At 68.0% G+C, this 16,193-nt stretch carries 17 protein-coding genes; 4 read left to right on the forward strand and 13 right to left on the reverse strand.

All coding sequences use genetic code 11. The features are described from left to right. The first annotated feature begins 2 nt into the window (after positions 1–2). Both OOT46_RS19635 and OOT46_RS19640 read left to right on the forward strand, forming a co-directional pair. Positions 3–1,394 carry an amidase gene (locus OOT46_RS19635; RefSeq protein ID WP_265405325.1) on the forward strand — a complete coding sequence of 464 codons (1,392 nt, stop codon included), beginning with the start codon at positions 3–5 and terminating at the stop codon, positions 1,392–1,394. Positions 1,395–1,413: 19 nt separating this feature from the next. Then, positions 1,414–2,745 carry a tetratricopeptide repeat protein gene (locus OOT46_RS19640; RefSeq protein WP_265405326.1) on the forward strand — a complete coding sequence of 444 codons (1,332 nt, stop codon included), beginning with the start codon at positions 1,414–1,416 and terminating at the stop codon, positions 2,743–2,745. A gap of 22 nt (positions 2,746–2,767) precedes the next feature. On the opposite strand, the gene OOT46_RS19645 is transcribed toward OOT46_RS19640, so the two are convergent. The 5 genes from OOT46_RS19645 to OOT46_RS19665 form a co-directional block, all read right to left on the reverse strand. Beyond that, positions 2,768–3,643: an EamA family transporter gene (locus OOT46_RS19645; protein ID WP_265405327.1), complete on the reverse strand. Its 876-nt coding sequence runs from the start codon at positions 3,641–3,643 to the stop codon at positions 2,768–2,770. A 155-nt stretch (positions 3,644–3,798) separates the two neighbouring features. Continuing rightward, positions 3,799–4,485 carry an OmpW/AlkL family protein gene (locus tag OOT46_RS19650; RefSeq protein ID WP_265405328.1) on the reverse strand — a complete coding sequence of 229 codons (687 nt, stop codon included), beginning with the start codon at positions 4,483–4,485 and terminating at the stop codon, positions 3,799–3,801. Between the two features lie 423 nt (positions 4,486–4,908). Next, positions 4,909–5,619 (reverse strand): helix-turn-helix transcriptional regulator, encoded by a 711-nt coding sequence (locus OOT46_RS19655; protein ID WP_265405329.1) that lies wholly within the window; start codon positions 5,617–5,619, stop codon positions 4,909–4,911. A 27-nt stretch (positions 5,620–5,646) separates the two neighbouring features. Continuing rightward, complete coding sequence (locus tag OOT46_RS19660; RefSeq protein WP_265405330.1) at positions 5,647–6,039, reverse strand: VOC family protein; 393 nt, start codon at positions 6,037–6,039, stop codon at positions 5,647–5,649. Between the two features lie 87 nt (positions 6,040–6,126). Continuing rightward, positions 6,127–6,654, reverse strand: coding sequence for a cupin domain-containing protein (locus OOT46_RS19665; protein ID WP_265405331.1), 528 nt, complete (start codon positions 6,652–6,654; stop codon positions 6,127–6,129). Positions 6,655–6,789: 135 nt separating this feature from the next. On the opposite strand from OOT46_RS19665, the gene OOT46_RS19670 reads away from it, so the two are divergent. Further along, positions 6,790–6,918, forward strand: a complete 129-nt coding sequence (locus OOT46_RS19670; RefSeq protein ID WP_265405332.1) for a hypothetical protein — start codon at positions 6,790–6,792, stop codon at positions 6,916–6,918. 237 nt (positions 6,919–7,155) lie between these two features. Continuing rightward, a complete protein-coding gene (locus tag OOT46_RS19675; RefSeq protein ID WP_265405333.1) occupies positions 7,156–7,638 on the forward strand; it encodes a hypothetical protein in 483 nt (160 codons plus the stop codon). On the opposite strand, the gene OOT46_RS19680 is transcribed toward OOT46_RS19675, so the two are convergent. The 8 genes from OOT46_RS19680 to OOT46_RS19725 form a co-directional block, all read right to left on the reverse strand. After that, on the reverse strand, positions 7,605–8,288 hold the full coding sequence (locus OOT46_RS19680; RefSeq protein WP_265405334.1) for a transposase: 684 nt from the start codon (positions 8,286–8,288) through the stop codon (positions 7,605–7,607). The two genes, OOT46_RS19675 and OOT46_RS19680, sit on opposite strands and share 34 nt — an antisense overlap. 1,360 nt (positions 8,289–9,648) lie before the next feature. Then, positions 9,649–10,065: a type II toxin-antitoxin system VapC family toxin gene (locus OOT46_RS19690; protein WP_265405335.1), complete on the reverse strand. Its 417-nt coding sequence runs from the start codon at positions 10,063–10,065 to the stop codon at positions 9,649–9,651. Positions 10,066–10,085: 20 nt separating this feature from the next. Then, on the reverse strand, positions 10,086–10,355 hold the full coding sequence (locus OOT46_RS19695) for a type II toxin-antitoxin system Phd/YefM family antitoxin (protein ID WP_265405367.1): 270 nt from the start codon (positions 10,353–10,355) through the stop codon (positions 10,086–10,088). 154 nt (positions 10,356–10,509) lie between these two features. Beyond that, positions 10,510–10,728: a PIN domain-containing protein gene (locus OOT46_RS19700; RefSeq protein WP_265405336.1), complete on the reverse strand. Its 219-nt coding sequence runs from the start codon at positions 10,726–10,728 to the stop codon at positions 10,510–10,512. A 3-nt stretch (positions 10,729–10,731) separates the two neighbouring features. Next, entirely contained in the window at positions 10,732–10,926 is a 195-nt protein-coding gene (locus tag OOT46_RS19705; protein WP_265405337.1) for a hypothetical protein, read from the reverse strand. A 113-nt stretch (positions 10,927–11,039) separates the two neighbouring features. Continuing rightward, positions 11,040–12,518, reverse strand: coding sequence for an AAA family ATPase (locus OOT46_RS19710; protein ID WP_265405338.1), 1,479 nt, complete (start codon positions 12,516–12,518; stop codon positions 11,040–11,042). 135 nt (positions 12,519–12,653) lie between these two features. Continuing rightward, positions 12,654–14,216: a methyl-accepting chemotaxis protein gene (locus OOT46_RS30790; protein WP_322114271.1), complete on the reverse strand. Its 1,563-nt coding sequence runs from the start codon at positions 14,214–14,216 to the stop codon at positions 12,654–12,656. Positions 14,217–14,397: 181 nt separating this feature from the next. Then, positions 14,398–16,125, reverse strand: coding sequence for an ABC transporter substrate-binding protein (locus OOT46_RS19725; protein ID WP_265405339.1), 1,728 nt, complete (start codon positions 16,123–16,125; stop codon positions 14,398–14,400). Positions 16,126–16,193 lie beyond the last annotated feature (68 nt).

Below are 16,193 nucleotides of genomic sequence, written 5' to 3' on the forward strand. Positions count from 1 at the left end.
GCATGAACGAACTGCATGCCTGTACCGCCGTCGAGCTGGGCGCGCTCTACCGGCAGGGTGCGGCCTCGCCGGTGGAGGCCACCCGGGCCGTGCTGGCCCACATCGAGCGCTGGGAGCCGCGGTTGCAGGCCAGCTACGCGCTCGACCCCGAGGGCGCGCTCGCGATGGCGCGGGCCTCGGAGCAGCGCTGGCAACGCGGCGAGCCGCTCGGCGCGCTGGACGGCGTGCCGGCCATGCTCAAGGAAAACATCGCGACACGCGGCGTGCCGGTGCCGCTGGGCACCGCCGCCACCGAACTGCAGCCGGCCGCCGACGACGCCCCGCCGGCTGCACGCCTGCGCGAGGCCGGTGTCGTGTTCCTCGGCAAGACCACGATGCCGGACTACGGCATGCTGAGTTCCGGCCTGTCGAGCTTCCACCCGCTGACCCGCAACCCCTGGGACCTGGCCAAAAACCCGGGCGGCTCCAGCGCTGGCGCGGCCGCTGCCGCCGCTGCCGGCTACGGGCCGCTGCACGTGGGGACCGACATCGGTGGGTCGATCCGCCTGCCGGCCGGCTGGTGCGGTCTGTTCGGCCTCAAGCCCAGCCTGGGGCGCATCCCGATCGATCCGCCCTACCCGGCCCGCGTCGCCGGACCCATGACCCGCAAGGTCGCCGACGCGGCGCTGATGATGCAGGTCCTCTCGCGCCCCGACTGGCGCGACCACATGAGCCTGCCGGAGCAGCCCATCGCGTGGCAGTCGCTGGAGCGCCCGCTCAAGGGCCTGCGGCTGGGCCTGTGGCTGGACGCCGGCTGGGGCACTCCGGTCGCGCCGGAGGTCGAGGCCGCCGTGGTGCGGGCGGCGCGGGCCTTCGAGGCAGCCGGCGCCATCGTCGAGCCCCTCGCGCCCTGGGCCGACCGTTCGGTGATCGAAGGCATCGACCGCTTCTGGCGCACCCGCTTCTGGATCGAGATGAACCAGTTGCCCGAGGCGCGCCGGGCGCGTGTGCTGCCCTTCATCCGCGCCTGGGCCGAGGGCGGCGCCGGGCTCAGCGGCGAGGCGGTCTTCAAGGGCTACAGCGAGACCTTGAACGTGCGGGCCGCCACGGTTGCCGCGACCCAGGCTTTCGACTACGTGCTCTCGCCGACCGCGCCGATGCCCGCCTTCGCCGCCGAGCTGCCCTGTCCGACCGACGACGTGAGCCGGCCCTTCGACCACATCGCCTTCACGCTGGTCTACAACATGAGCGAGCAGCCGGCCGCCTCGATCAACTGCGGCTATACCCGCGAGGGTCTGCCCATCGGCCTGCAGATCGCCGGGCGGCGTTTCGACGACCTCGGCGTGCTGCAGATGGCGTATGCCTGGGAGCAGCTGCGGCCGCCGCAGCGGGCCTGGCCGCAGCCACCCGCCTGAGGCTGCCCGGGGCGCGGCGATGCGGCACGACGAACGCGGCCTTCCGGTCGGCACGAACTCGACGCAGGCTCGCGAGCACGCCGACCGGGCGCTGTGGCGGCTGCTGTCCTTTTTCGGCAACCCGCTGCCCGACCTGGAGGCTGCCGCCGAGGCCGATCCCGGCTGGCTGCTGCCGCCGGTGATGCAGGCGGGTTTCCTGTTGAGCCTGACCGAACGCGGCTTCGAGGCCGATGCCCGGGCCGCGCTGGCGCGCGCTGCCGCGCTGGAGGCGCACGGCAGCGAGCGCGAGCGCGGCCTGCTTGCCGGCGTGCGGCTGGGCTGGCAGGGTGACTGGGCCGCTGCCTGCCGCTGCTGGGACCAGGTGCTCGACCGCGCGCCGCGCGACGCGCTGGCCCTGCTGTGGGGCCACTTGTTCGACTTCCACCGCGGTGACGCCGATGCGCTGCTGCGTCGGGTCGAGCGGGTGCTGCCCGACTGGGATGCCGACGATCCGCTGTGGCCCTATGTGCTGGGCATGCACGCCTTCGGCCTCGAGGAGAACCACCGCCATGCCGAGGCCGAGGTGGCCGGCCGCCGCGCGCTGGAGGGCGGTGCACCGGTGCCCTGGGCCGTGCATGCGGTGGCGCATGTGATGGAGATGCAGGGCCGCCACGAGGAGGGTCGCCGCTGGCTGATGCAGCACGAGCCGATGTGGGCCGACGGCAATGGCTTCGCTGGCCACCTGTGGTGGCACCGCGGCCTGTTCGAGCTGGAAGGCCTCGACACCGCGGCGGCGCTGCAGCTCTATGACAACAGGCTGAATCCGGAACAGCTGCAGATTGCCTTGCAGCGCCTCGACGCGACCGCGCTGCTGTGGCGGCTGGAGCTGCTGGACGTCGACGTCGGGCCGCGCTGGCGGCAGCTGGCCGGCGACTGGGACCAGAGCGAAAGCTCGGCCGGCTGGTCGCCCTTCAACGACCTGCATGTCCTGCTGGCCCTGCTCGGCAGCGGCGAGCCGGCGGCGGCGGAGCGTTGGCTGGCGCGGGTGGCGACACGCTGCGCCGGCCTGCGCGAGCGCGAGGGCGAAGCCCGCTGGCAGGCCGGGCGCGCCGGGCTGGCGCTGATGCAGGGCCTGCTGGCCTACGCGCGCGGGGACGACCACAGCGCGCTGCCGCTGCTGCAGGCGGGGCGGATCCAGGCCGCCCGCATCGGCGGCAGCCACGCCCAGCGCGACCTCGTCACGCAAACCCTGCTGGCGTCGGCGGCGCGTTGCGGCCAGCGCGCGTTGGGCCTGGCCCTGCTCGCGGAACGTCAGGGCGCCAAGGCCGGCACGCCACTGACACGTCACTGGCAGGAGCGCCTCGCGCGTTGACGCCGCGGCAGGGGTGCCGGGCTCAGGCCGTCCGGGCCGCCGTCATCCGGCTCGCGAGCACATTGAGCGCCAGCCCTGCCAGCACCAGCCCCGCGGCCTGCAGCTTCCAGCCCGGCAGCGGTTCGGACAGCCACCAGGCCGAGGCCGCCATGCCGAAGACCGGCACCAGCAGCGCGTTGGGTGTCACGGTCGCCGCGGGGTGGTGGGAGAGCAGCCAGTTCCAGGCGGCGTAGCCGAACAAGGTGTTGCCCAGCGCCTGCCACGCCACCGCGGCCCAGGCTAGCAGGCCGGCCTGCTGCACGCTGTGCCACATCGGGCCGGGCCCTTCGAAGACCCAGCTCAGTGCAAACAGCGGCGGCACCGCGAACAGGCTGGACCACACCATGAAGCCCAGCATGTCGACCTTGCCGGCCGACTTGGCGACCAGGTTGGCACAGCCCCAGCAGAAGGCGGCCAGCAGCACCAGCACCAGGCCCAGGGCGGTGACCGAGCCGTCGGTGCGCAGTGCGATCAGGACCATGCCCGCGACGGCCAGCGCGAGTGCCAGCAGCTGCACCGGGCGCACCCGCTCGCCGCGCAGGGCCATCGCCAGGCCGATGGTGAAAAACACCTGGGTCTGGATCACCAGGGAGGCGAGGCCAGGCGAGATGTCGGCGCGCATCGCATAAAACAGCAGCCCGAACTCGCCCGCGCCGAGCAGCACGCCGAAGGCCGCCAGCAGGCGCCAGGGCACCGCGGGTCGGCGCACGAACAGCAGGAAGGGAAAGGCCGACAGCGTGAAGCGCAGAGTCGCGAACAGGAAGGGCGGCAGCTCGGCCAGTCCCAGCTTGATCACGACGAAATTGGTGCCCCAGACGAACACGACGGCCAAGGCGAGCAGCAGGTGGGTCAGGGGCATGCGGGCGAATGCTGGTGGTGGCCGTTGAACGGGGCGCCCGAGTGTAGCGAAGCCCCGGCGCGGCTGCAGGGCGGGGGCCGGGCAGAAAAAAACCGCTGCAGCGCCGGGGCGCTGCAGCGGTATCACAGCCGCCGCCGAGGGCGGCCTGGGGTCACTCAGAAGCTGTAGCCCGCGGTGAGTGTGAAGGCCGTCGGGTTGAAGTCGATGGTCGTGCGGCGCACGATGGTCGCGCCTCTGGCCGTGGTCGTGGTCGCCGTCAGGTCGCTCTTGACCCGCGCGGTCGCGACGGTCGCATTGAGCGACCAGGTCGGCGTGATCGCGTAGCTCACTCCCGCCTGGGCCGCCAGGCCCCAGGAGTCGGACAGGTCCAGGTCGGTCTTGCCGCCGCTGGCCGTGTCGCCGGCGGCCGTGCTCTTCGAGTCGATGAAGCGGGTGTAGTTGATGCCGACACCGACAAAGGGCCGCAGCTTGTCGCCCGCGGTGCCGAAGCGGTAGTTGGCGAACAAGGTGGGCGCCATTTGCTTGGAGGACGAGATGTGCCCGAAACGTTCGAGGGCGCCTTCGCCATAGACCTTGTGCTTGGGCGGGATGCCCATCGCCAGGTCGATGCCCCACTGGTCGTTGAAATAGCGCTGGTAGCCGAAGATCACCGTGCGGGCGTCGTCGACGTCGAGCCGGGCGTTCGGGGGGGTGGTCCCGGGGGGGCCCTGCAGCGGGCCGCTGCTGGAGTTGATGTTGATGTAGCCGCCGCCGAAATAGACGGTCTGGCTTTGGGCGAGGGCGCTGCCCGTGGCCGCGGCCAGCAGGGCGGCGAGCAGGGGAGCGAAGGGGGTCTTGTTCATGAAGTCTCCATGGATTGAGGGCCGCCGCTCAGCCGCCCGAGGCGCGCCGACTTGCTGGAAGAAGCCGCGCAGCAGCGCAGTGCGGAACGGTGGGACCAGGGTGCCGTGGTACTGCGCGAGGGCCTGGCCGCCGGCTGCGGTCTTGGCCTGTTGGAAGCCACCGGAGGCCACGGCGACGGCCCCCCATGTGCGAATGGCTTGCATGTCTTACCTCGTTTCGGTGATCTGCGATCACTTAATAAGTGCACGAACGTTCGTATCGGGACCGCGACTATAGGGGAGCGTGCAATTGGGGGGGCAGGAGGGTAAACCCGCGCCCGCCGCCATACACCGCAACAGCCTTAAGGAGCCCTGTCCGAAAGGTCAGGTAAAGCGGGCACGGTTGTGGCGCCGCTGGAACAAGGCAGGTGAAAGCGGAGGTTTTCAGGGCCGCAGGACGGCCCGGTCGTACTCGCAGCGTTCGGCTTCGAGCAGGCGGAACAGGTCGGCCAGGGAGCGGCCGGGTTCGTCGCGGAAGCGCTCCGCCAGCGGTTCGAGGGCGGCGATGCGATCGAGGCGGAAGCTGCGGAAGTCGTCGCGTGCCTCGCACCAGGCCCCCAGGGTCCAGACCTTGCCCCAGTAGAAGCAGCCCAGCGGACGCACCGTGCGGTCGCTGCGTGCACCGTGCATGTCTTGGTAGCTCAGGCGCAGTTTCACATGGGCCTCGATCGCTTCACGCAGTTGGGCCAGCCGCTTCAAGGTCGAGGGGTTGCCGACCGGCGGCGCGTAGAGCGCCAGGCTTTCGGCCGCCACCCGGCTCGCCGGCGGCAGCACCGCCATGATCTTGCCGAGCGCGTCCTCGGCCTGGCGCGCGAGCATGGGATCCAGCCAGCCTCGGGCCAGCCGCACCGCGGCGACCAGGGCCTGGGCCTCGGCGCTGCTGAACATCAGCGGCGGCAGGTCATAGCCGGCCCGCATGCGGTAACCGACACCGGCCTCGCCCTCGATCGGAACCCCCTGGGCCTGCAGGTCCACGATGTCCCGGTAGATGGTGCGCTCGGAGACCTCCAGCCGGGTGGCGAGCCAGGCGGCCGTGCTCAGGCGCCGGCTGCGGATCAGCTGCACCAGTTCGAAAAGACGCTCGGCTCGTCGCATGGCGGCATGCTAACGATCGGACGGCGCTCAGGCCAGCGCGTGCAGTCCGACCCGGTTGCCCTCGGGATCGAGGACATGCGCGCAGCAGCCGAGCTCGCCGGGCAGGTCGATGCGCGGCATCGCGATGCGACCGCCGGCGGCTTCGACCCGGGCGAGGACCGTGTCGAGCGAGGGCTCGGCATTGAGATACACCACCGTGCCGGTCTGCGCCGGCGGCGGCGCATCGCCGCCGGCGAGCAGGCAGCCGCCGACACCGACACCGCCCCCGGCTGCCGGAAAGACGGCCAGCGTGTAGGCCCCCACCTGCTCGCGCTTCAGCGGCGCGGCCAGCAGGGTCTCGTAGAAGCGCTGGGCGCGCTCCATGTCCTGCACCGGGATTTCGAACCAGTTCACTGCATGGGTGCGAGGGATCTCTTGCATGTGTAGCTCCTGAGGTTGGGAGCCGGCATCGTGCGCGGCGGCCCCTGACAACGTTCTGTCAGGAGACCGTCACCCTGGTCGGCCACCTCAAGCGCCGGGATCGCCGGAGCCGTGCGCCAGCTCCAGGATGCGGGGCAGCTCGGGCTCGCCGTCCATGTAGTCAGACCGGGTCAAGCGGCCGACCGTCTTGATGCTGCGCACCAGGACCTTGCCGCTGTCGGGATAGACGCAGACCTCGTGCGGATCGTTGAGGCCGATCGCCAGATACACCAGGTCTTCGTCGAACGGGTTGGCCAACTGGTGCGCGACACCGGTGCCTGCCGGGCAGGAGATGCAGTCACCCGGGCGGATCTCCTGCAGCTGGTCACCATGCCGGAACACGCCGCGGCCGGAGAGCACGAAAAACATTTCGTCCTCGCGCGCGTGGGCATGGAAGGGGCAGGCAGAGCGACCCGGAGGCACGCGCGAGAGGTTGGCGCCGATGCGCCCGGGGTGGGCATCGAGCGCGGGTGTCAGCGGCTTGTAGGTGCCGCCCCAGTGCTCGCCCTTCAGATGCGGTACTTCTTCGACGCTGTCCACATGGACGACAAGCGGTGGTGCCGGTTCGTTTTTCATGTGCCTCCCATGATCGAGACCAGCTGCCTATTCTGCGTCCAGAGATCGTCGCTGCGTATCATCGGCGCGCCGGCCGCCGCGACCGACGCCGCTGTTCCATACCGGCAAGAGGGCCGATGCTGAAAGGAGCGCCGCATGAAACCCCGGACCTGGCTGATCCTCGGCCTTTGCACGCTGGCAGCGGTGCTGCTGGTGGCCTGGCTCGGCGACGAGTACGGCAACGAGGCCCGTGCCGTCCTGCGCGCTCTGGCGCGCCTGCTGTGACCTGCAAGGAAAGAACGGGCCGATCTGGTCGACCCGCGTGTGGTTCTCGAGGTGCCCGGGCGGTCAGCTTTGTCAAGGTGCGAAGGAACGTGGTTCACTGCGCTTCCCCAACTGTCGTTTACACGAGTGGGCCGTGATTCTTTTGTAGTAATGGCAGCGATGGGTATGAGAATCGGTGGTCACTCACCTTCATTGAGGGGGATTGTCGTGATACGACGGCCCGGTTCCCAGTTTCCCATGAACCTCTTGCACTCCTTGACAGTGCCTGCTGCCGCAGTGATTGGCGCCTTGCTGTGCAGCACGACGGAGGTGCGTGCGCAAGGTGTTCCGCAAACGTTCCAATGCGAGGAAGGCGGTATCCCTCGTGCCACGTATCCCAACCACACTTACTATCTTGCGAAGGCCGTATTCTGTATTGCCGCTGATGGTGCCGGAAACTGGAAGGCCAGCGTCGGTAATAATGATGAAAATAATAGAAGCGGCACTTTGCCGGGCTGGCCGTCCGTCAGAAAGGGGCATGTGCAATTGAAGTACACGCGCTACCGCTACTGTGACACTCACATAGCAGACAGCCCCGATCTGCAGCTCTGGAAAATGGGCATGACGACTGTCACGGGTTGGACGCCATATTGGGCGGCCGGCCAATACTGCGCCATCTGGTGGTACGTGGATGACGATGGCACCCATCAGATGGGACAGATCCACGACTTCGAGTTTTGATGGAGGATTGGCCTGGCATCGTCGTTGATACCGGCATCTTTGATTCGCGCAGCGATGATCAGCGTTGCAGGGGCACGCCAGGTGACGCTACGGGTATCCGTCGAGAAGCCGGCTGCCGTCCGGAGGAAGCAGCAGAGCCTTGAAATGTGCCGGGTTGAGCTGTTCAGCGCGTCGTCGACCTCGCCCTTGAGCCAGTTGCGAGCGAGCAGCCCATCGCTCTTCATGTGGCCGATCATCGGCTCGACCACCTGCCGGCGCTTGAGCAGCCGTTTCAAGGCCCGTGGCAGCCGTCTGGTGTGGCTGAGCAGCAGCCGGCTGCCCGCGGGCGGCTGCGCGCCCCGGTAGCCCCGGTCGGCCAACACGATCTTCGGGCGCTGCTCGGTGAGGATCTCCACCTGTTCAAGCTGGCTGTCCAGCGTGTGCCCGTCGTACGGATTGCCCGGCATCGAGCGCATACCCACCACCAAGCCCTCCCGGGCTGTCACGGCCACCGAGACCTTCACCCCGAACTCGTAAAGCGTTCTCGCCTTGCCTTTTGCCAGGTACTCGAGCTCCGGCGCATGCAGCGCGTACAGCTTGTCCTTGGAGTCGCGCTGCTGCGCATGCAGCCGCTGGGCCACCTGCAGCCGCGACTTCAGCGCCTCGGGCATCCGTTCAGCCTTGGGCCGCCTCGCCCAAGCGGGCGTAGCTCTGGCGCAAGCCGATGCCTGCGTCTTGTGCGGCCTCCACAAAATTGCTGCCTCGCACGCTTGAGCAGTCGGCTGTCCGTGGGATGGGCGATCGCCTTGGGCTGCACCGTCGTGTCCACCACCGCGGTGTGCCGCCATCGTGACGCGGTGGAGCACGCCATCAAGGTGAGCAACTTCGACCAGGTCGAGCGTGCGCTAGACACGCCGCTCTCGCGGTGGTTCCCGCACACCTCATGGAGCAGACCGAGTCGCTTGGCTGCGACTCTTCACAGGTTCACGAAGGAGTTGGACACGGCACCATGACGGTGTCCCTCTCCTTCGTCACCGCGCGTCCTGACGGTCCGTAAGGGGCGAGCCCTGATCGTTCCAATACGTCGGCCCTGGGCGATCGATCTTGCAGACACTCTCTGGTTGCTTCTCATGAAAGTTCTCTTTGACGGCAAGTTTCACACTCACTACGGGCAGGGCTACCTGATCCTTGGCGATACCTGCGACACGGATCAAGATTGGCGTAAAGGTCAAGTCAACGGGTTGCTGGGTGCGGGGTTCCCCACCTTCTTATTTCTGGTCTTCGGGCTACATACAGGGGATGTACGTCTCACGGTAAGACTGTGGGACGCTCCACCGGAAGTCGAGGAAGTCTGGGAGGAGGTCGTTGAGGCGTCCTTCCGAATCCCTCCTGGCCAGGTCGTGTGGCTCTGCGAGTTCGGGGACAACCACGGAACCCTCGATTTAGACCCTGGCGTCTATCGTGTCCGCTATTGCGCCCACAACTTCGGGGCGGCTGAGGACGCCATCTCCCGTGACGAACACACTGGGGACGAAATGTTGGAGAGCTACCAACTTGACTTTTGGAAGGCTGAGGCGAAGCCCGACGCAATTCTTCGTCAGACTAGTCCTCGGGCGGCATACTGGCACTCAGTGGCGCCCGGTCGAAGCTAGTGCACTGCGGGGATGGCGGAGGCGATATCACCTGGGACGTCGCAGCGATGCAGGCTCCATGGGCGCTTCGTGGTTCCGACATGTCGGAGTCGCTCTACGGCGATGTATCGCTCGCCGATACGATGAGCGGACTTGGCGGCAGACCTCGTCGCCCTCATCGAATCCGTGCAAGGTGAATTCGATGCGCCGGGCTGTCTGGGCGCTGGCGCGGTCATCCATCTGCGCCTGCACGACGCCGGAGCGCAAGCTGCCGGACCGGCCCGCGCTGAAGGTGATGAGCCGGGGCCTTCCATGTCCACGTAGTCCTGGTCCCAGTTGGACATCCACGTGATGCGCCAAGCGCCGTTGAAGGGGCTTGCTGCCATGTCGAGCTGCCCCGCTATCGTTGTGCCTTGGATTCAAAGGGGTTGAGCAATTCCACACCGAAGCGCGAAAGGTCTGCGACGTTGCGGGTCACGACGGTCAGGCGATGGCGGATGGCCGTGGCTGCGATCATCGCGTCCTCGTACAGGGTGTCGGAGCGATGGTGCATCAGCCTGGCCCAGATGCGGAAGGTGTCGGCGTCCATGGCCAGCAGGTTGTACGAGGCCGCCACACGGTCGGCCCATCGCTCGATGTCGGCGGCCTTGTGCTCGTCCTGTTCGCGTGTGAGTTCGATGCCGGCCTGGATCTCCCCCAGGCTCACCGCGGAAATGCGCAGGTCGCTGTCGGGTACGGATTGAAGCCAGGCCAGCACCGCGCCGTGCGGCTTGGGCCGGCGCAGTTCCGAAATGACGTTGGTGTGCAGCAGATACATGGGGCATCGCTGGGCCGTGCTCAACCCAGAGCCTTGACCTGCCGGCGGCGGGCCTTGCCCCGTTCATGCGAGCGTTCCAGCGCCAGCTGGTCGGTGCGCGCATCCTCGGACAGCAGCAGCTCCTTGAGGGAGGGGCGTGCGGCAGACTGCATCTGCTGCCACTGAGCGGCGGGCACCAGCACAGCGGTTTCGGCGCCGCGTCGCGTCACCATCTGCGGGCCTTCCGACAGGCAGGCATCGAGGAATTCGCTGAAGCGGGATTTCGCGTCTTGTACGGGCCATGCTTTCATGATGAACTCCATCTGACCAGTCAGATGACTAGTCTAGCAGGGCGGCGGCCACGACAACACCCGCTGGGTCACACCGCAGCAGGTGAACGGCCGCGTGGCTAGGACCTGCAGGTTGGAGGCGCCGGTCCGCACCTCCAATGAAGGTCGCCAAAGCTTAGAGCACGAATGTCTCGATGAGCGATCCCGGCACTGCGGCGAAATGCTTGACGTTGCCGGTGAGCACAGCGAGGCCATGTTCTTGCGCCGTGGCGGCGATGAGTGCATCGCCCATTTGCAGCCCGTGGCTCAAGGTGAGCGTTTCCATCAAGGGCCTTGCCCGTTGCGTGATCGCTTCGGTCAAGGGCAGAAGCACTGCACCTCGACGTTGCAGCATCTTCTACACGGCTGCCGGTTCGGCCTTGTTTCTCATGCCCTGGAGCACTTCGAGGTAGCTGACGGCTGACAGCGTGAGTGGGTTGATCAGGCCCAGCCGGCGCGTGGCCTGTGGAAGGCCACGCAAGTGCCAGATCAGAACGTCGGTATCGACGAGCAGCGTCACGGCAGGCACATGCTGGATCACGATCGCATTCATCGCGCCTCCTCTCTTGCCGCACGCACGGCTCGGTGCGGCCTGTGACGCCGCATTGTGAAAACGGGAGTCGGCACTATCGCATAACCCCGTATCCGGCGGACACGGCGCCCCTCTCAATCCGCCTTCACCGTCCGCTCCCCCGCCCACTCACGCAGCTGGGCGATCTTCTCGCCCATCACCACCGACAGCGGCCGCGTGCGCGCGATCTCCTGAGCCACCAGGGTGTCGCTCAGCTCGCTGCCGTGTGCATGCGCCTCGTAGAGGGCGCAGATCACGGCCTGCTCGATCTCGGCGCCCGAATACCCTTCGGTGAGCCGCGCCAACGTTGTGAGGTCGAAGCGCGCCGGGTCCTGGTCGCGCTTGCGCAGGTGGATCAAAATGATCTCGCGGCGCGCCTCCTCACCCGGGAGGTCGACGAAAAAGATCTCGTCCAGCCGGCCCTTGCGCACCAGCTCGGGCGGCAGCGACTCGATGTCGTTGGAGGTCGCGACGATGAAGACCCGGCTGCGGCGTTCGGCCATCCAGGTCAGCAGGGTGCCGAGCACCCGCCGCGATTCGCCGTTGTCGCTGTGGTCGCTGCTGGACAAGCACTTCTCGATCTCGTCGATCCACAGCACACAAGGCGACATCGAGTCGGCGGCCTTCAGCGCATCGCGCAGCTTGCGTTCGGTCTCCCCCAGCCACTTGCTGTAGAGCGCCGCGAAGTCCAGCCGCATCAAGGGCACCCCCCAGGTGCCGGCCACCGCCTTGGCCGCGAGGCTCTTGCCGCATCCCTGCACCCCCAGCAGCATGATGCCCTTGGGCACGTCCAGCCCGCGCGCCGCCGCCTCGTCGAGGAAGGGCGCGCGGCGCCGGGCCAGCCAGCGTTTCAGGTTGGCGAGGCCTGCCACGTCGGCGAAGGCGGCGGTGTCGAGCTCGAAGCTCAACGAGCTGTCGCGACTGAGGATCTGGTGTTTCTGCGTCAGCAGGCGTGGCAGGTCGGTGTTGTCCAGCACGCCGTCGTGCTCGATCGCGTGGCGCACCAGGCGCCGCACGTCGGGCTCGGCCAGGCCGCGCAGCAGCTTCAGCAGCATCACCGCGGCTTCACGCTCGCCCTTGAGCCGCCGCGGTGCGTTGCGGGCCTGCCAGGCCTGCACCTCGTCGTTGAAGATCTGCTGGATGCCGGCCTCGTCCGGCAGCGAAAGCGCAAAACGCACCGCCAGCTTGTCCAGCTCGGGCGGAACCTCGGTGCGGTGGCTCATCAGCACCACGGTGCGCGCCACCCGGTCGTGGTCGGTCGCGATCTCCTTGAGCAGGCGCACATGCAGCGGGTCGCCCAGGAAGGGATGGAAGTCGAGCAAGGCGTAGACACCCGGCTGGCGCACGTTGGCGACATGGCGCAGGGCCGGTGCCGGGTCCTGGGTGGAGGCCAGCGCGATCTGGGTCTGCACCGGCTTCCAGCCGGTCGTCACCGACCAGGTGAACACCGGCAACTGGCGCCGCGACGCGCAGCGCGCCAGCAGCTGCACGGCGCGCTGCTCTTCGTGGGTTTCGATCGAGATGATGGGAAAGCGCGAAGCGATCAGCAACTCGAGGTCGTGCTCGTCTTTCATGGTGCGGCGGCGGTGTAAGGGTGGTCCTGGTCCGGCCGCGGCGCCCCTCGCGCATGGTGGCCCCCTCCCAGTGCGGGGCCGATTCTAGGGCCTCGGGGGCTGCAGGCAGCCCCCGGTCTGGGGGCCGCCCGCTCCTCAGGCCGGCGCCAGCCGGAACACCGCCACCGTCTCGGTCAGCCGCCGCGCCTGGTCCTTCAGGCTTTCGGCGGCCGCGGCGCTTTGCTCCACCAGCGCGGCGTTCTGCTGGGTCATGTGATCGAGCTGCTCGACCGAGCGGCCGATCTGGGTGATGCCGCTCTCCTGCTCCACCGAGGCGCGGTTGATCTCGCTGATCAGCGTGGCGACATGCTTCACCTGGTCGACGATCTCGGACATCGTGGTGCCCGCGTCGAGCACCAGCCGGCTGCCGCCCTCGACCTTCTCGACGCTGTCGGAGATCAGCGTCTTGATCTCCTTGGCGGCCTCGGCGCTGCGTTGCGCCAGGCTGCGCACCTCGCCGGCCACCACCGCGAAGCCGCGGCCCTGCTCGCCGGCACGGGCTGCCTCCACGGCGGCGTTGAGCGCGAGGATGTTGGTCTGGAAGGCGATCGCGTCGATCACCGAGATGATCTCGGTGATCTTCTGGCTGGAGCTCTGGATCTCCTGCATGCGGGTCACCACCTCGCCGACCACCTGGCCGCCCTTGGCCGCGACGCCCGAAGCGGCGTCGGCCAGCTCGGTCGCCTGGCGCGCCGAGGCGGTGTTGTGCTGCACCGTGGTGGTCAGCTGCATCATCGAGGCCGAGGTCTGCTGCAGGTTGCTGGCCTGCAGCTCGGTGCGGCCGCTCAGATCGTGGTTGCCCTGGGCGATCTCGCCGCTGGCCAGCGAGACCGACTCGGCGGCGCCCTGGATGCCCTGCACCACACCGCGCAGGCCGGTCTGCATTTCCTGCATCGCGGCCAGCAGGCTGCGCGTGTCGCCGCGCTTGAGCTGGATCGTCTCGCTCAGGTCGCCGGCCGCCATGCGGCGCACCACCGCCCGGGCGTATTCCGGCTCGCCGCCCAGCTGGCGCATCAGCGAGCGGGCGATCAGCACCGCCAGTGCAGCGCTCAGCGCCACCGCGAGCGCGACGCCCACCAGCAGGCCGCCGCTGGCCACCGCGTAGCCGTGGTCGACCTTCTCGACGTTGCGCTGGGTGTCGGTCGCCTGCAGCGCGATCATCGCGCCCAGCGCTTCGAACCACTGCGTCTGCGGGCCCTGCACTTTGTCCAGCAGCGTCTCGCCGGCGGTTTCCTTCTGGCCCGACGAGGCCTGTTCCAGGGCCTCCTGGAACAGCGGCATCACCTGCTTGCGGAAGCCGGCGATGGCGGTGTAGGTCTCGCGCTCCTTGTCGCTCACCAGCAGCTGGCCCAGCTCCTCGTAGGCGGCGTCATAGTTCTTGAGGGACTGGTCCTTCACCGCCTGCTGCGCGGCTTGTACCTCCTGGTTGCGGGAGATGATGACGTTGCGCACCGCGCGCGCCACTGTTTCCAGCTCACCGCGCATGCGCCAGGCCAGCTCGGTCTTGCGGTTGTTCTCGGTGACGATGACATCGACGCCCGACTTCACCGAAGCGAGCACCCACCATGCACCCGCGGCGACGATCACCATCAGGCCGACCGCCAGCCCGAATCCGACCGCCAGCCGGTGGGCAACCTTGATCTTGTTGAAAGAGAACATGCGACCTCCGCAGCCACGCTTGCGGCCCCGCACCGGAGCCTGGGGAAACGAGCCGCCGGGTCCCGCCTGGCAGGCTCCCGGGGCTTTACTGCCTGGGCTATCGGCAGGAAATGCCTGTGTCAAGAGGCCAGGCAAACCCTAGGCGGTGCCCGCCAGTGCCGATTTCCGGCGCCACCGTGCATCAGTTCACGCGGCCTTCCTTCCAGGCCTGCAGCAAACGGTCGTAGGCGATGGTCTCGCCCTTGGGCTTCTCGTTGGCGAGCTGCTTCCAGGGCGCCGCGTAAGTGACCAGCCGCTTGCGCGGGTCCTGGGCCGGGGCCAGCTTGGGCGGGCAGTTCGCCATGCCGGCGCGCTCCAGCCGTGCCAGCACCTGGTCCATCTCGTCGGCCAGCTTGTCCATCGCGCCCTGCGGTGTGGCCTCGCCGCTCAGCGCGGTGGCGATATTCTTCCACCAGAGTTGGGCCAGCTTGGGGTAGTCGGGCACGTTGGTGCCGGTCGGCGTCCAGGCCACGCGCGCCGGGCTGCGGTAGAACTCGACCAGGCCGCCGTACTTGGCCGCGTTTTTGGTGAAGTAGTCGTGGCGGATGTCGCTCTCGCGGATGAAGGTCACGCCCTTGATGGATTTCTTCAGCGACACCGTCTTGCTGGTCACGAACTGCGCGTACAGCCAGGCGGCAGCGGTGCGGTGAGCGTCGTGGCCCTTGAAGAAGGTCCAGGCGCCGACGTCCTGGTAGCCGTTCTGCATGCCCGACTTCCAGTAGGCGCCGTGGGGTGAGGGCGCCATGCGCCACTTCGGCGTGCCGTCGGCGTTGACCACCGGCAGGCCCGGCTTGGTCATGTCGGCGGTGAAGGCGGTGTACCAGAAGATCTGCTGTGCCACCTGGCCCTGGGCCGGCACCGGGCCGGCTTCGGAGAAGGTCATGCCGCTGGCCTCGCGGGGCGCGAACTTCTTCAGCCAGTCGATGTACTTGGTCAGCGCATACACGGCGGCCGGTGAGTTGGTCGCGCCGCCCCGTTCGACCGAAGCACCCACCGGCGTGCAGCCGTCGGACGCGACGCGGATGCCCCATTCGTCCACCGGGTGCCCGTTCGGCAGGCCCTTGTCGGCGGTACCGGCCATCGACAGCCAGGCGTCGGTGAAACGCCAGCCCAGCGAGGGGTCCTTCTTGCCGTAGTCCATGTGGCCGTAGATCGGCTTGCCGTCGATCTGCTTCACGTCGTTGCTGAAGAACTCGGCGATGTCCTCGTAGGCGCTCCAGTTCAGCGGCACGCCCAGCTCGTAGCCGTACCTGGCCCTGAACCTGTCCTTCAGGTCGGCGCGCTCGAACAGGTCGGCGCGGAACCAGTAGAGGTTGGCGAATTGCTGGTCGGGCAGCTGGTAGAGCTTGCCGTCCGGCGCGCGGGTGAAACGCGCACCGATGAAGTCGGTGATGTCCAGCCAGGGGTTGGTGAACTCCTTGCCCGGGCCGTCCATGTAGTCCGTCAGCGGCAGGATCTTGCCGTAGCGGTAGTGGGTGCCGATCAGGTCGGAGTCGGACACCCAGCCGTCGTAGACCGACTTGCCAGACAACATCGAGGCCTGCAGCTTCTCGACCACGTCGCCTTCCTGGATCAGGTCGTGCCTGACCTTGATGCCAGTGATCTCCTCGAAGGCCCGGGCCAGCGTCTTGGCCTCGTACTCGTGGGTCGCGATGGTCTCGGACACCACATGCACCTCCTTCACGCCGCGCGCCTGCAGCTTGCGGGCCGCCTCGATGAACCACTGCAGCTCCAGCATCTGCTGGCGGGGGTTGAGGCTGGAGGGCTGGAACTCGCTGTCGATCCAGCGTTTGGCCTCGGCCTCGCCGGCATGCACGCCGGGGGCCAGGGCAAGTGCGGCCAGAGCCGTCGCCAACAGGCGCTGCTTCATCTTGTACTCCTCATCGATGAATAGCCCGTTGTCCGCAGCGGGCCGGGGGCGCCCGGCAGGCCGGGCGC

It is taken from the genome of Aquabacterium sp. A7-Y, assembly GCF_026153205.1.
GTDB lineage: Bacteria > Pseudomonadota > Gammaproteobacteria > Burkholderiales > Burkholderiaceae_C > Caldimonas.

Excerpts from the sequence above, each read along its gene's own strand:
- OOT46_RS19690 (WP_265405335.1), bottom strand. The coding sequence starts at position 10,065 with ATGTATCTGCTGCACACCAACGTCATTTCGGAACTGCGCCGGCCCAAG.
- OOT46_RS19635 (WP_265405325.1), top strand. The coding sequence starts at position 3 with ATGAACGAACTGCATGCCTGTACCGCCGTCGAGCTGGGCGCGCTCTAC.
- OOT46_RS19725 (WP_265405339.1), bottom strand. The coding sequence starts at position 16,125 with ATGAAGCAGCGCCTGTTGGCGACGGCTCTGGCCGCACTTGCCCTGGCC.
- OOT46_RS19680 (WP_265405334.1), bottom strand. The coding sequence starts at position 8,288 with ATGCCCGAGGCGCTGAAGTCGCGGCTGCAGGTGGCCCAGCGGCTGCAT.
- OOT46_RS19640 (WP_265405326.1), top strand. The coding sequence starts at position 1,414 with ATGCGGCACGACGAACGCGGCCTTCCGGTCGGCACGAACTCGACGCAG.
- OOT46_RS30790 (WP_322114271.1), bottom strand. The coding sequence starts at position 14,216 with ATGTTCTCTTTCAACAAGATCAAGGTTGCCCACCGGCTGGCGGTCGGA.
- OOT46_RS19660 (WP_265405330.1), bottom strand. The coding sequence starts at position 6,039 with ATGCAAGAGATCCCTCGCACCCATGCAGTGAACTGGTTCGAAATCCCG.
- OOT46_RS19710 (WP_265405338.1), bottom strand. The coding sequence starts at position 12,518 with ATGAAAGACGAGCACGACCTCGAGTTGCTGATCGCTTCGCGCTTTCCC.
- OOT46_RS19645 (WP_265405327.1), bottom strand. The coding sequence starts at position 3,643 with ATGCCCCTGACCCACCTGCTGCTCGCCTTGGCCGTCGTGTTCGTCTGG.
- OOT46_RS19650 (WP_265405328.1), bottom strand. The coding sequence starts at position 4,485 with ATGAACAAGACCCCCTTCGCTCCCCTGCTCGCCGCCCTGCTGGCCGCG.
- OOT46_RS19675 (WP_265405333.1), top strand. The coding sequence starts at position 7,156 with ATGAACCTCTTGCACTCCTTGACAGTGCCTGCTGCCGCAGTGATTGGC.
- OOT46_RS19700 (WP_265405336.1), bottom strand. The coding sequence starts at position 10,728 with ATGCTGCAACGTCGAGGTGCAGTGCTTCTGCCCTTGACCGAAGCGATC.
- OOT46_RS19695 (WP_265405367.1), bottom strand. The coding sequence starts at position 10,355 with ATGAAAGCATGGCCCGTACAAGACGCGAAATCCCGCTTCAGCGAATTC.
- OOT46_RS19705 (WP_265405337.1), bottom strand. The coding sequence starts at position 10,926 with ATGAATGCGATCGTGATCCAGCATGTGCCTGCCGTGACGCTGCTCGTC.
- OOT46_RS19655 (WP_265405329.1), bottom strand. The coding sequence starts at position 5,619 with ATGCGACGAGCCGAGCGTCTTTTCGAACTGGTGCAGCTGATCCGCAGC.
- OOT46_RS19665 (WP_265405331.1), bottom strand. The coding sequence starts at position 6,654 with ATGAAAAACGAACCGGCACCACCGCTTGTCGTCCATGTGGACAGCGTC.
- OOT46_RS19670 (WP_265405332.1), top strand. The coding sequence starts at position 6,790 with ATGAAACCCCGGACCTGGCTGATCCTCGGCCTTTGCACGCTGGCAGCG.